General features: G+C 74.0%; 12 protein-coding genes and 1 pseudogene. 4 read left to right on the top strand and 9 right to left on the bottom strand.

Translation table 11 applies throughout. From position 1 onward, the window contains the following. Positions 1–10 precede the first annotated feature (10 nt). Positions 11–433: a hypothetical protein gene (locus OG896_RS04180; RefSeq protein WP_328472195.1), complete on the bottom strand. Its 423-nt coding sequence runs from the start codon at positions 431–433 to the stop codon at positions 11–13. A 507-nt stretch (positions 434–940) separates the two neighbouring features. Here OG896_RS04180 and OG896_RS04175 point away from each other — a divergent pair. Together OG896_RS04175 and OG896_RS04170 are read left to right on the top strand one after the other, a co-directional pair. Beyond that, positions 941–2014, top strand: a complete 1074-nt coding sequence (locus OG896_RS04175) for a GlxA family transcriptional regulator (RefSeq protein ID WP_329362477.1) — start codon at positions 941–943, stop codon at positions 2012–2014. A gap of 223 nt (positions 2015–2237) precedes the next feature. Next, a complete protein-coding gene (locus OG896_RS04170) occupies positions 2238–2858 on the top strand; it encodes a DJ-1/PfpI family protein (protein ID WP_329362475.1) in 621 nt (206 codons plus the stop codon). Positions 2859–3127: 269 nt separating this feature from the next. Here the strand turns inward: OG896_RS04170 and OG896_RS04165 are convergent. Further along, positions 3128–3595: pseudogene (locus OG896_RS04165) on the bottom strand (Lrp/AsnC family transcriptional regulator); the annotation flags it as partial. Between the two features lie 250 nt (positions 3596–3845). Between OG896_RS04165 and OG896_RS04160 the strand changes: the two are divergent. Continuing rightward, a complete protein-coding gene (locus OG896_RS04160) occupies positions 3846–5645 on the top strand; it encodes a hypothetical protein (protein WP_329362472.1) in 1800 nt (599 codons plus the stop codon). Positions 5646–5799: 154 nt separating this feature from the next. Further along, a complete protein-coding gene (locus OG896_RS04155) occupies positions 5800–6840 on the top strand; it encodes a lactonase family protein (RefSeq protein ID WP_329362469.1) in 1041 nt (346 codons plus the stop codon). Between the two features lie 240 nt (positions 6841–7080). On the opposite strand, the gene OG896_RS04150 is transcribed toward OG896_RS04155, so the two are convergent. The 7 genes from OG896_RS04150 to OG896_RS04120 form a co-directional block, all read right to left on the bottom strand. Then, complete coding sequence (locus OG896_RS04150; RefSeq protein WP_328472206.1) at positions 7081–7974, bottom strand: sirohydrochlorin chelatase; 894 nt, start codon at positions 7972–7974, stop codon at positions 7081–7083. 136 nt (positions 7975–8110) lie between these two features. After that, positions 8111–9169 (bottom strand): N-acetylglucosamine kinase, encoded by a 1059-nt coding sequence (locus OG896_RS04145; RefSeq protein WP_329362465.1) that lies wholly within the window; start codon positions 9167–9169, stop codon positions 8111–8113. Between the two features lie 3 nt (positions 9170–9172). Then, positions 9173–10024 (bottom strand): phospholipid scramblase-related protein, encoded by an 852-nt coding sequence (locus tag OG896_RS04140; RefSeq protein WP_329362463.1) that lies wholly within the window; start codon positions 10022–10024, stop codon positions 9173–9175. A 26-nt stretch (positions 10025–10050) separates the two neighbouring features. Then, positions 10051–10728 (bottom strand): uracil-DNA glycosylase, encoded by a 678-nt coding sequence (locus OG896_RS04135; protein WP_328472212.1) that lies wholly within the window; start codon positions 10726–10728, stop codon positions 10051–10053. 89 nt (positions 10729–10817) lie between these two features. Then, positions 10818–11471, bottom strand: a complete 654-nt coding sequence (locus tag OG896_RS04130) for a TetR/AcrR family transcriptional regulator (protein ID WP_329362460.1) — start codon at positions 11469–11471, stop codon at positions 10818–10820. A gap of 139 nt (positions 11472–11610) precedes the next feature. After that, positions 11611–12459, bottom strand: a complete 849-nt coding sequence (locus tag OG896_RS04125; RefSeq protein WP_329362458.1) for an HAD family hydrolase — start codon at positions 12457–12459, stop codon at positions 11611–11613. An 84-nt stretch (positions 12460–12543) separates the two neighbouring features. Then, the gene (locus tag OG896_RS04120; protein ID WP_329362456.1) at positions 12544–13482 is read right to left on the bottom strand and encodes a M56 family metallopeptidase; all 939 of its coding nucleotides are present in this window, start codon (positions 13480–13482) and stop codon (positions 12544–12546) included. Positions 13483–13564: the final 82 nt, after the last annotated feature.

Here is a 13564-nt window from a genome sequence, read left to right as displayed (position 1 = left end):
CCGGGTCGGGTCACTCGTAGATGTAGACCGGCAGCAGGCCGGAGCTGAGACTCCCGATCGCCGAGAAGGCCGCCGGGGTCAGGTCGATCACGCGGTTGGTGCGGCAGGCGCCGTTGCAGCAGGTGGCCTCGCCGCAGAAGCTGTGGGTGCTCGGGCCGCAGTCGGAGATCGTGACGCAGACCTGGGCGCCGGAGCACTGGTGCTTGACGTTCATCACCGAACCGCAGCCGCGCTGCGGAAGGCCCTCGCCGCACAGGTCGGGCCGGGTGATGTTGAAGCACGCCTGGCTGGCGTAGGGCCAGGCGGCCTGGTTGGAACTGGACTGGCAGGTGCCGCAGGCGCCGGTGCCGGCGCTGCCGCAGGGGCCCCAGGAGCTGCCGCAGCAGAACCAGGAGGTCTCACCTGCCCAGAGGCTGGTCGATCCGCAAGCCATGTCGGGTTCCCTTCGCTGATGTCGGAATACCGAGATGTCCTGTGCATGACAACTCGGGATACGGGGTGGGGTTCGCGGGAGTTCGGGAGGAGTTCAGGGTGCGGCGTACGAGGTGTGACGTACGAGGTGCGACATGCGGGGTGTGACGTACGAGGTGCGATGCGCGAGGTGCGATGCGCGAGGTGCGGCGTACGAGGTGCGACGTGCGAAACGCGGTCTGCGACGTACGGTCTGCGACGTGCCCGGGGTATGGCGTGCCCGTGGTGTCTCGTGGAGCCGCACGCGACGCGGCGCTGCGCGCGTGGGCCCCGGGATCGGGCGCCTCCGGCTGTGCCGGGTGGGGACGTTGGGGCTGTAGTGCGGTGGAGCACGGCCATGATGCGCGCTTCTACGCGCGTCCGCCAGAGGGCGGACGCGCGTAGATGGTTTCCCGGTGCACCGACGGTGGCCGGAATCGTCATAACCCTGTCCTTGCCGCCATTCCCGGGCCGCGCCCAGGATGGTGACGTGACCAGCCGCCGTATCGTCTTCGCCGTCTACCCGGACTTCCAGATCCTGGATCTCACCGGGCCGCACGAGGTGTTCGCGAGCGCCGGACGGATAGCCGCCGCGGCGGGCGCCGGGGCGGCGGACCCCCACGTGGGCGACGGCGCGGACCGGACGGTGATCGAGGTCGTGTCCGCCGAGGCCGGCCCGGTCGCGTCGAGCGGCGGCCTCGCGGTGACCCCGACGCTGCCCCCCGCGCGAGTCGGCGGCCCGGTCGACACGCTCGTCGCGGTCGGTGGACCCGGCGTCCAACGAGCCTGCCAGGAAAGGGAGTTCGTCGAGTGGTTCGCGGCCACCGCGCGCACCGCCCGGCGTACCGCGTCCGTGTGCAGCGGCGCCTTCCTGCTCGCCGAGGCCGGGCTGCTCGACGGGCGCCGGGCCGTCACCCACTGGTCGGTCTGCGCCGAACTGGCCGAGCGCTACCCGGCCGTCACGGTCGACCCCGACCCGATCTTCGTCCGCGACGGCGACGTGTGGACGTCGGCCGGGGTCACCGCGGGCATCGACCTCGCGCTCGCCATGGTCGAGGCGGACCACGGCCCCGAGGTGTCCAGGACGATCGCCCGTCACCTGGTGATGTTCGTGCAACGACCGGGCGGGCAGGCCCAGTTCAGCACCCAACTCGCCGCGCAGCGTCCGGACAGGTCGCCGCTGCGGGAGGTGCTCGACTGGATCGCGGACCACCTCTGCGACGACCTCGCGGTGCCCGCGCTCGCCGCCCGCGCCGGGATGAGCGAGCGCAACTTCACCCGCGTCTTCCGCGCCGAGACCGGCCGCACCCCGGGGGCGTACGTCGAGGGCGCCCGGATCGAGGCCGCGCGCCGGCTGCTGGAGTCCACCGGCGCCACGCTCGACGGCGTGGCCCGCAGGTGCGGGTTCGGCACGGTCGAGACGCTGCACCGCAGCTTCAAGCGCCGGGTCCGGGTCACTCCGGGGGAGTACCGACGGCACTTCTCCGTGCCCGCGCCCGCGCCGGCCCCCGATCCCGTTCCCGTGCCCGCGGGTCCGGCCGCGGCCGCCGAACCGCCCCGGTAGCCGGCCGGATCGGTGCCCTGGGCGCCTTCCGGGCACTCGCCCGGGCTCGGCGTACCACCGGGCCCCTGACCCCCAACTGCCCCTTCCTGCCCACGAGTCGACGAACCGACCGCATGTCAGGTCGACAAACCGACACGCCCGTACGGCGACACGTACCGGCCCCCAAGGGTCCGGAGCGGCGTCGGACACGCCCGAAAACGATCACTCCCGAAAGGTTCCGCCCGTGCGAATCGTCGTTCCGGTCTTCGACGGCTTCACCTCGCTCGACGCCATCGGCCCCTACGAGTTGCTGCGGATGCTGCCCGGCGCGGAGGTGGTCTTCGCCGCGCAGTCCACCGCCCCGGTCACCGACGACGCCGGCTGGCTGACCGTGATCCCGTCCGCCACGCTCGACGCGACGGCGTCGGCCGACGTGCTGCTCGTGCCCGGCGGCCCCGGCGCGTCCCGCAACCTCGGCAACGAGGCGCTGCTGGAGTGGATTCGCCGCATCCACGCCACCACCCGGTGGACCACGTCGGTGTGCACCGGCTCGCTGCTGCTGGGCGCCGCCGGGCTGCTGGACGGGCTGACGGCCACCACGCACTGGAGCGCGGCCGGGAAACTGGCGTCCTTCGGCGCCACCTACACCGAGCAGCGGGTGGTGGAGCAGCCCGGGGGGATCATCACCTCGGCGGGCGTCTCCTCCGGGATCGACATGGCGCTGCGGCTCGCCGAACTCGCCGCGGGCCGGGTCGCCGCCGAGGCGTTCCAGCTCGCCATCGAGTACGACCCGCAGCCGCCGTTCGACTCCGGTGCGCTGTCCAAGGCGTCCCAGGAGGCGAAGGACTACCTCGCGGCGCGCTGAGCCGCGGGCGCGTGGGACGCCGCCCCGCCGTGCCACCCGCCCTGCGGGCGCGGCGCCGGCGGGGCACCGGGCGCGGGGGAGGCGGAGCGCGCGGCCGGAGCGGACGCCGGCGCGCCCGCGTCCTGGCCCGCAGCGGCGTCCGCACCCGCGTCCTCGTCCGTGGCCGGGCCCTCGTCCGTACCCGGGTCCGGCTCCCGATCGGCGCCGGACCCCGCCCCGTCCGCCTCCTGCCCCTCCGGCAGCCGCGGTTCGGCGGCCCGCAGCCGCTCGGCCGCCCGCTCCACCGTCTCCACCAGCGGCAGCACCCGCTCGGCCACGCGCTCCCGCAACGCGATCTCGGTGCGGGTCCTGACCACCCCCGGCAGCCGTATCAGCCGCTGGATGATGTCCTCCAGGTGCGCGTTGTCGCGGGCCACGACCCGGGCCAGCAGGTCGCCGCCGCCGGTGATCGAGAACGCCTCGATGATCTCGGGCACCACCGCCAACTCGGTGCCGATCTCGTCGAGATGGCCCTGTGCTACCTCGATCCGGACGAACGCCAGCACCGGGTGGCCGAGGGCCGCGGGCGAGACCCGCGGGCCGGCGGTGGTGATCACGCCGTCGCGCTCCATGCGGTCCAGCCGCGCCTGGAGGGTGCCGCGGGCGACGCCGAGGATACGGGCGTACTCGCGGACGCTGGTACGCGGCTGCTGGAGGAGCAGCCGCAGGATACGGGCGTCCAGGGCGTCGACGGGCATGGGCCGGTGGTCCCCTCACGGCTGTGTTCTTGGCATATTCACCGTACCGACGGGTCGTCGGCCGACGATCATTTCGAGCCACCGCCATGGCCGACGGAAAAGTCGCGCCGGAAGGGAACCGGCGGACCATCGGCGGAATCTTCATATTCACGGGCACGAACCGGGCCGTGCGCATAGGCTCCGGCCACACCCGGGCGCGATCACGCGCGCCCGGCGATGTCGACGGTGACCGAGGGTGGGGGAGTTCGCGGTGTCTTGGGATGGGCAGAACGGGGCTGGTGGCGGCGGTGGTTACGGTGCGCCGCCACCCGGCGGCGCGGGAGGACCCGGTGGTCCGGGCGGTCCCGGCAACCCGCCGGGAAGCGGCTACGGCAGCCCCGGCGGCTACGGCGCACCGCCACCCGTCCCGCCCGTCCCGCCGGCTCCGCCCACCGCCGGCGGCTACGGTGGCTACGGCGCCCCGGCGGGCGGCTTCGGCCCGCCCGGCAGCGGCCCCGGCGGATATCTGCCGCCCCCGCCGCCCGCGCCCCCCGCCGCGCCCAAACCGCCCGCCGACGCGCTGCGAGCCGTCGCCGTGGGGCTGCTCAACCTCAGTGGCCTCGGCCTCGGTTACGCCTTCATGCGCCGCTGGCTGGGCCTGGCGATCTGCCTGATCGCCACCGCCGCGCTGGTGGTCGTCGCGCTGCCGGCCAAGCCGGACGGCGTCTCCGGCGGCGTCCTCGCCGGCTATCTGGCCTTCCTGGTGCTGGCCGCCGCACACGGCGCGTGGCGCGGCCTGCGCACCCGCCTGTCGTGGCCGCCACTCGCACCGGTCGCGGTCGTGGTCGGCCTGGTGCTGCTCGCCGTGCCGGCCGGCGGCGTGGTCCTCTACGACAACGCGCGGGACAACGCGACGCAGAAGATGCTGCTGGACCGCCTCGCCGCGGCCGACAGCAAGGTGACCGCCGCCAAGGGCAAGGACTTCTCGTCCGCGCAGCCCGCGTACAAGTCGGCCCTCGCCTCCTACAGCGACCTCAAGAAGCACCACTCCGGCTCCAAGGCCGCCAAGTTGGTGCCCGCCCGGCTCCAGACGTTCTACTCGACGGTCGCCGCGCCGTTCGACCAGCAGCAGTACTGCGACGCCATACCCCCGCTGAAGTACCTGCGCACCGTGCCCGACTCGTTCGGCAAGGACGGCGTCGGCTCGCTGGCCACCTGGCCCGACGACAAGCTGGCGACGTCGCTGTACGAGTGCGGGGTCGTCGACCTGCAGAGCACCGACCAGTCCACCTCCTCCGGCGGCGACGAGAACGACCTGGGCGAACTGCTCACCACCTTCCCGCAGTCGCCGCAGGCCGCGAAGGTGGAACCGGCAGTCAGCTCCACCATCGACAAGGCGGCCAAGGCGATCGGCGGCAGCGACCCCTGCGGCGCCACCCAGAAGGTCACCGGCCTCGGCTCCTTCGCCACCACCCTCTCCGGCAAGGCGCACGGCAGCGCCGCGGCGGCCCTGGCCAAGGACTCCTCGCGTGCGGGCAGCCATGTGGAGTCGGGTACGTACGCGTGCGGCGTGCACCAGTACAAGTCCGGTGACTTCGACACGGCGCTCACCACGATGAACGACTTCACCGGCAAGTACCCGCACGACAAGAACAACGCGCTGGCCCACAAGTTCGCCATCGCCGCGGAGATCGCCAAGGAGGAGGCCCCGGCCGGCAAGCACGTGCCCACGATGGCCTCCGGCGGCAGCATCAAGCTGATCGTCAGCAACGACAGCCCTGACCCGGTGCAGATCCTCTACACCGGCAAGGTCACCGGCAGCTTCACCCTCAAGGCGTGCGGGAGTTGCCACGCCTACTCCAGCGAGGCCAGTGCGCAGGGCAGCGCCTGCCAGGCCAGCGGCAAGCACTACCCGGAGAAGACCATCTACCTGCCGACCGGCACCATCTACTTCCTGCACAAGCCGTCGGGCGATTCGGGCGCCACCTCGCACGCGGACTCCGAGACGCTGCGTTCGGGCAGTTACTACACGGACTGCGCCTACACCGTGTCGTCCTACGGCGGTTTCTGACCGTCCGCGGAACGGAATCCGGACCCCCGGGGCGCCCGACGGCGTCGCCCCGGGGGTCCGTCATGCCCCCACCGGGTGACCCGGGGGCGACGCCGACCGCCGCAGGTACTACTCTCAGCCGCCGTACAGGTGTCAGTCGGAAGAGGTACGGCAAGTGGCCGCACACGCATACATCGGGTCGTTCACGTCGGCGGGCGGGCACGGGCTCACCGCCGCCGAGGTCGACCCGGGCACGGGCGCGCTGACCGCGCTCGGCCACACCGCCGAGGTGCGGAACCCGTCCTTCCTCACCGCGTCCGCCGACGGGGGCACGCTCTACGCGGTCGGCGAGACCGATCCGGACGGCACGGCCGCCGCGTTCTCGCTGGCCGACCCGGCCGCCCCCAAGCTGCTCGGCGTCCCCGTTCCGGTCCGCGGCGGCGCGCCGACGCACCTGGCGCTGCACCACGGCCACCTGGTGACCGCCAACTACGCGGCGCCCGGCAGCGTGAGCGTGCTGGCCGTCGAGGACGACGGCGCGCTCGGCGCGGTCCGGTGCGTCCTGGCGCACGAGGGCGACGGGCCGAACCCGCAGCGCCAGGAGGCCCCGCACGCGCACGCGGTGCTGCCCGACCCCAGCGGCCGCTGGCTGCTCAGCGTGGACCTCGGCACGGACTCGGTACGGGTCTGCGAACTCGACCCGGCCACCGGCGAGCTGGAGGTCGAGCGGGAACTCGGCCTGCGCTCCGGCATCGGCCCGCGCCACCTCACCTTCCACCCCGGCGGCGGCCACGCCTACGTGATGAACGAGCTCGACTCGGTCGTCACCGTCTGCCGTTGGGACGCCGACAAGGGCAGCCTCCGGCCGCTCGCCGAGACACGGGTGCTGCCCGACGGCGTCAAGGGCGACAACTACCCCTCGGAGCTGGTGGTCTCGCCCGGCGGCCGGTTCGCGTGGGCAGCCAACCGCGGGCACGACAGCATCGCGGTGCTCGGCATCGACGAGACGGGCGAGCAGGTCGAACTCCTCGACACCGTGAGCTGCGGCGGCGCCTGGCCGCGCCACCTCACCCTCGACCCGTCCGGCACCCGCCTGTACGCCGCCAACGAGCACTCCGGCGACGTGAGCTGGTTCGACGTCGACCCGGCCACCGGCATCCCGAAGCAGACGGGTTCGCTGGCACTGCCCGCGGTGTCCTGCGTGCTGTTCGTCTGACCGACGGCCTACCTGATCGACGGCCTACGTGACTGGCGGCCTACGTGACTGGCGGCCTACCTGACCGGTGGTTCGTCTGACCGGCGGTCGGTCCTGCCGCGCAAGGCGGCCGTCCGCAGGCGCGCGAGCGCCCGCACAGGCGCCTCCTGGAGCGGCGCGGGCGCCCCCTCGGCTGTCCGAGGAGGCGCCCGCGCCGTTCGCCTCCCAGCGGCCCCGTGACGGGCGGCAGGGGAGCCCCTGTCACTGCTGCTGAGCGCCGCCCTGCTGCACCGGCTGGAGCGCGATGCCCAGCGCCGTCGCGTACTGCGTCACCACGAGCTTGCCGACCGCCGGGTACGGCCCGAGCGCGTCGGCGCCCGAGCAGCCCGCCTCCGCGGCCGCGGTGTGCAGGAGCTGCGGGGCGATCTCCGGGCCGATCAGGCACGGCGCGAGCGCCAGCGTGGAGGAGCCCGAGGACCGCAACTGCTCGGCGGTGCCCGCGATCGCGCCGTCCACGTCCAACGCGGCGGCCAGCACCGGCACCGCGAGCCGCGCGGCCAGCAGCAGCCCGGTCACGCCGGCGGCCTGCGCCGCCTCCTCGCCGCCGACCGTGGCCAGGATGATGCCGTCGGCCGCCGTGGCGACCGTGAACAGCCGGGCGCGGTCGGCGCGGGCCAGGCCCGCCTCCGACAGCCGGACGTGCAGCGCCTCGGCGAGCAGCGGGTGCGGGCCGAGCACGTCGGTCAGCTCCACCTGCGCCTTGCTGTCCACCATCGCCTGCTTGATCCGGCGCAGCACGGCCGCCTCGGGGCCGGCCAGCAGCGGCACCACGACCGCCGAGGTGTCCTCTCCGGGCCGTTCGACCGCCACCTGGTCCAGCACGCCCCGCAGCGACGGGAACTCGTCCAGGTCGCCGTCCTCGCCGTCCACGAAGGCGATCCGGGGGTCGAGCCCGGACAGCTCGGAGCGCGCGATGCTCACGACCTCCTCGGCCAGGCTGAGCGCCGCTGCGGTCGGGGTGCCCGGCACGGCGAGGACCAGCACCGGCGAGCCCTCGGGCGCGCTGAGCGCCTCCGGGCGGCGGTGTCGTCCCGGCTGGCGCGGACGCGGCATTCGAACGGGGAGGCCGGAGGCGGGCCCTGTGGCATTGCTCATGGCGACGCATGCTAACGCCTTGCGCCACCTGCTTGTTCGCCCGGGTGCGAAGGAGGTCAGACCTGTCCAGAAGTGTCCGTTTCACCGGTCACGTTCGGTCAGTGGGCGAGCCCGACCGGTACGGGCGGCGCCGGCCTCACGCGCCCGGGCGGTCCGTCACCGTGAGCAGCCCCGGGTCGAGCGGCAGGGTGAGGTGGCCGTGGTGGGCGGCGCCGGCGATCAGCACCGCGCCGTCCAGCGGGTCGCCCGCCGCCGGCACGAGGGTGGCACCGGGCAGCAGTTCGGCCGCCAGTTCCCGCAGCGGCCCCAGCAGCGGCTCGCCCGTCCTGAACAGCCCGCCGGCCAGCGCCACGTCCACCGGGCCGGTGCCGGGCCGTACGGCGGCGGCCGACTCCAGGATGTGCCGCGCCGCCTGCCGCAGGATTCCGGCGGCCACCGGGTCGTCGCCCGCGTGGCGCGCCACCTGCGGGGCGAACGAGGCGAGCACCGCCGCCCGGTCCGGCCGCGGGTAGAGCCGGCCCGGCATCGCGTCCAGCGGCCCGAACTGCTTCTCGGCCGCGGCCAGCAGCGCCGGCGAGCCGCCGGCCCGCCCGTCGTGGGCGCGCATCGCCGCGTCCAGGCCGGCCCGGCCGATCCAGGCGCCGCCGCCGGCGTCGCCCAGCAGATGGCCCCAGCCGTCCGCGCGGCGCCAACCGCCGTCGTCCGCCGAGGTGCCGAGCGCGATCATGCCGGTGCCCGCGGCCACGACCACGCCGGGGCGCAGCCCGAGCGCGCCCGCGTACGCCGTCACGGCGTCGCCGGCCAGCGCCAGGCGCCGTACCCCGAAGGCGTCGGCGAGGGCGTCCGGCAGGCGGTCGCGCAGGTCGTCGCCGAGGGTGGCCATCCCGGCCGCGCCGACGCAGGCGGCCGCGATCCGCCGCGCCCCGGCGGCGGCCATCAGCCCCTCGACGAGCGGCAGGACGCGCTCCAGCAGGCTCGCCGCGTCGATGCCGCGCGGCCCGGTGACGGCGGGGCGGTCGGCGGCGGCAACGGTCGCCACGGAGGTGTCCACGGTGGCGGGCGTCCCGGTCCGGTCCGCCGACCGCGTGGAGCCGGTGACCGCGTCGGCGGGCGCGAGGGACACCCGCACGCCGGAGCCGCCGGAGTCGACGCCCAGCACCCAGGAGGGGCCGGTGTCGGAGGAGGAGTGCCGCACGCCTCAGCCGAGCCCGCGCGAGTCCTGCTTGAGCGCGGTGTCCACGGTGAGCGCGGACGCCACGACCATGCTCAGCAGCGGGTCGGCGAGCTGCCGGTGGATCTGCAGCACGTAGTTGTCGGCCGTGGTGAACATCGTCTTGGCCAGACCTTCCCAGGTCTTGGTGATCCGGCCGATCTCGGTGTCGGTGTGGTCCACGATGGCGAAGTTCCAGGCCCGCCAGTTCTCGGCCTTGATCGCGCCTATCTGCTGGCCGTTGTACATGAAGCCGAACTTGATCTTGCCGAAGGCGTTCTGCTGGACGATCTCGCCCAGCGGCTCGCCGTTCGCCCGGTGCACCAGCACCTTGGACTTGATGAACTTCGCCGGGCGGGTGAGCACCAGGTGCGGCTGGCCCTGGGCGTCCCGCACCTCCAGCTTGTGGGTGAGGAACTGGTCCACGCTGGAGACGAACCGCAGCACCTTCTTGGCGGTGCTCTGGCCGACCTCCACCACCGAGCCCAGGGTGCGGCCGTTCTGGTCGAAGACGGTGTACTCGTTGACCAGCTCGATCAGCTTGGCCTTCTGGTTCACCACGAGCACCGGCTCGGTGAACAGGGTGCCGCCGCCGTAGCCGGGCGACATCACACCGGCCTGGCCCTGGACCTGGTGCTGGATCTTCGACGGGTCGGGCGTGCGGCTGACGTCCAGCTCCCAGGCGTTGCCGCCCTCCTGCTTGGGCGCGCCCTGTTGGCCCGGGACCTGGCCGGGGTTGGTGTGCTCGGTCCACTGGGCGCCGTCCCAGTACCGGAGCAGATTCGGAGTGCCCTGCGGGTCGGCGTACCAGCCGGCCGGGGTGTTGGAGTGCGTCGTCACCCGGGCAGACTACCGTGGGGCGCGGCTCAGGGCAGTTGCCAGTTCACCGGTTGGGCGCCCTGCTGCGCCAGCAGATCGTTGGCGCGGCTGAAGGGGCGCGATCCGAAGAAGCCCCGGTCCGCCGACATCGGCGACGGGTGCGCGGACTCGATCGCGGGCAGCTCGCCCAGCAGCGGCCGCGCGTTGCGCGCGTCGCGGCCCCACAGGATCGACACCAGCGGGCGGCCGCGGCCGGCCAGCGCCCTGATCGCCTGCTCGGTCACCTGCTCCCACCCCTTGTCGCGGTGCGCGGCCGGGCGGCGCGGCGCCGTGGTCAGCGCCCTGTTGAGCAGCAGCACGCCCTGCTGCGTCCAGGGCGTCAGGTCGCCGTTGGACGGCCGGGGGGCGCCGATGTCGCCGTGCATCTCGCGGAAGATGTTCTCCAGGCTGCCCGGCAGCGGCCGTACGTCCGGCGCCACCGAGAAGCTCAGGCCGACCGCGTGCCCCGGTGTCGGATACGGGTCCTGGCCGACGATCAGCACCTTCACCTCGTCGAAGGGCTGCTGGAACGCGCGCAGCACGTTCGCCCCCGACGGCAGGTAGGTGCGGCCGGCGGCGATCTCGGCCCGGAGGAAGTCCCCCATCGCCGCGATCCGGTCCGCCACGGGTTCGAGCGCCTTCGCCCAGCCCGCCTCGACGATTTCGTGCAACGGTCGCGCAGTCACGGTCCGTCACTCTACTGGCTCAACAGCCGTGCCGTGTACCGGAGTCCGCGATCAAGGTGCCGGGCCCGTTCCCAGGTGCCGGGCCCCGGTCAGGAGCCCTCGACGGCGCGGGCGGTCCCGGACCGGTCCTGCTGGTCGCGCGGGTCCTGCGGGCACGGCGGCGAGCCTGCCTGCCAGTTCAGGCCGTACCGCTGGAACAGCTCCGCCCGCAGCCGGGCCACCGGCATCGGCGCCCCCGGCAGCAGCAGGGCCACGGTCGCGCCCATCAGCAGCGCCCGCAGCAGCCGGTACTCCTCCTGCGGCGCCTGCGCGCCCCACCGCGTCACCGCCAGCTCCAGCAGCGCCGCCAGCCGCTGCTGCTCCGGACACTGGATGAAGCCCTCGTCCGCGAGTATCTGGGCCATGTGGATGCGCATCAGCTTGGTGTGCGTGACGGTCAGCCCGAGGATGGCGTCGATCGCCCGCGCCAGCACCTCGTCGCCGTCGGCCGGGGCCGGCTCCGCCTCCAGCGCCGCGGTCAGCTCCTGGTTCATCAACCGGTGCACCGCGGACTGCACCAGCGCGCGCTTGCCCGAGTAGTAGTACGACACCAGGCCGCGGGCGGAACCGGCCCGCCGCGTGATGTCGGCCAGCGTCGTGGCCTCGTAGCCGCGCTCCTCGACCAGTTCGACGGTCGCCTGCAGGAGGCGATCGATCGAACGCTGACGCATCGCTTCATTGACCGATGCGCTACGAGGGGACATGATGAACTCCTGCGTTGACTGGCTGCGAGCCAATATACTCAACGCGGCTCGCCGGGCCAGATGGATGGCGGGTGTACGGGGATCGGGCGCCGGCTCCGGCGACACGGGGGATCGCCGGAGCAGGCGCCCGATGTACTCCCTACGGCTCGTGCCGCTCCGGCTCCCGGTGAGCGCTTTCCGCACCGTCCGGCTCCGCACCGTCCGGCTCCGCACCGTCCGGTTCCGTACCGACGGGCTCCGCACGGTCCGGTTCCGTACCGACGGGCGGGTCCAGCACGGCGAGCAGCGCGTCGGGCCGGTCCGCGACCGGCAGCGGGTCCACCAGCAGGAACCGGCAGCCCAGGGCCGCCGCGCCGCCGTCGGCCGCCGCGTTGTCCCCGACCATCACCGCTTCCCGCACCGCGTCGCCGGTGACGCCGAGCGCCTCCAGCGCCACCTGGAACAGCCGCGGGTCCGGCTTCTGCACCTCGTGCTCGTAGCTGAGCACGAAGGCGTCGATGTCGTCCGCCACGCCGTGCACCCGGAAGATCGGGCGCAGGTCCCAGCCGATGTTGCTCACCACCGCCACCGGCACCCCGCGCTCGCGCAGCCCGGCCAGCACCTGGGCGGTGTCCGGATACGGCTGCCACGCCGCGGGGGTGCGGTGCCGTTCGTACAGCGCGTCGTGCACGTCCCACGGCAGCCCCGCCGCGCGGGACAGGGCCGTGTACGCCTCCCGGTGCAGCTCCGCGGTCAGGTCCCGCGCCTGCCACACCTCGACCAGGTCCGCCGGCACCGCGGTGGGCGACTGCCCGCCGGGCTGCGCGCCGACCCGCTCCAACTCCTGTGCGTACTTGATGACTTCGTCGTCCGCGACCTCGATGCCCTCGGCCGCGAGCGCGCCCCTGAGCCATCGCTCGCAGGGCTCGATCCGGAACAGGGTGCCCGAGAAATCGAACATGACCGCCTTGATGGTGCCTCCCCGGTAGTGGTCGCTCGGCTCCAGCATTCCAGACGCGTTCCGGGGCGGTTCGGGTGCACGGTGTGTTTTCGGACGGCCGGGCCGGCGGGGCGTGTCGCCGCACCCGGCAGGTCAGGTCAGGGCGTGCAGGCCGGGGCCGAAGGTGATGATCAGGGGGACGGCCGGGACCAGCAGCGACAGGACGGTCAGCCGCAGCCGTTGCGCGACGGGGAGCCGCGGGACCGGTGCCAGCAGGCGGTTGACGCGGCCGGGGAGTTCGGCGAGCGGCCCGGGGGAGGGGCCGAAGACCCCGCGCGGCTCGTTGAGTTCGACCAGCGCGAGGGCGGTGGTGAGGCGGCCGAACCGGCGCGACGCGGTGTCGTCGGCGGCGAGTTCGATCAGGTGGTGGACCTGGTCGCGGAACGCGGCGAAGACGGGGACCTGGGGGAACCCGCCGGCGAGCGCGCCCGCGCAGTGCAGCAGGAGGTCGTGCCGGGCGCGGGCGTGGCCCTGCTCGTGGGCGATGACGGCGTCGAGTTGGCGTCCCTTGAGCCGGCCGAGCGCGGCCGTGGTGATCACCAGTCGCGGCTCCGCGCCGGACAGCCACCACGCGTCGGAACGGGGGTCCTCCAGCACCACCAGCCGCTCGCCGGGCGGCACGGACTCGCCGGGCAGCCGGGGCGCGCGCACCTGGAGTTCGGCCCGGCGGGAGCGCCGCCGGCCCCGGGCGGTGCGCACCTCGCGGGTGAGCATCGCCGCGGTCCACACGCCGCCGAGCGCGAGCAGGACCGCGAGCGCGCCGGCCCACCGGCCGTATCCGGGCAGCCCGTAGGCGTCCTCGACGCCGCGCGGCGCGAACGCGAAGACGTGGCCGCGGACCGCCACCCAGGCGGCCGAGGCGGTGAGCGCCATCGCCGACACGCAGCACAGCAGCACCGCGGCGACCACGCACTGCCACACCCACAGGGCGAGTACCGGCTCGCGCTCGGGCCAGTCGGCACGTGCGAGCAGACGCGGCGCCGTCGCCGCCGCCAGTGCGCCGAGAACCAGCAGCACGAACGGGACCGTCATGCTGATCACCCTAGGAGTCGCCTTGCTCACAGGGACGCGGCAGCGCGCCGATGTGACGCACGACTCACCGGGTCCGTGGGCC

The organism is Streptomyces sp. NBC_00669 (genome assembly GCF_036226785.1).
Taxonomy (GTDB): domain Bacteria; phylum Actinomycetota; class Actinomycetes; order Streptomycetales; family Streptomycetaceae; genus Actinacidiphila.
The sequence above is the reverse complement of the archived record's forward strand: the minus strand, read 5'-3'. Positions and strand labels throughout refer to the sequence as shown.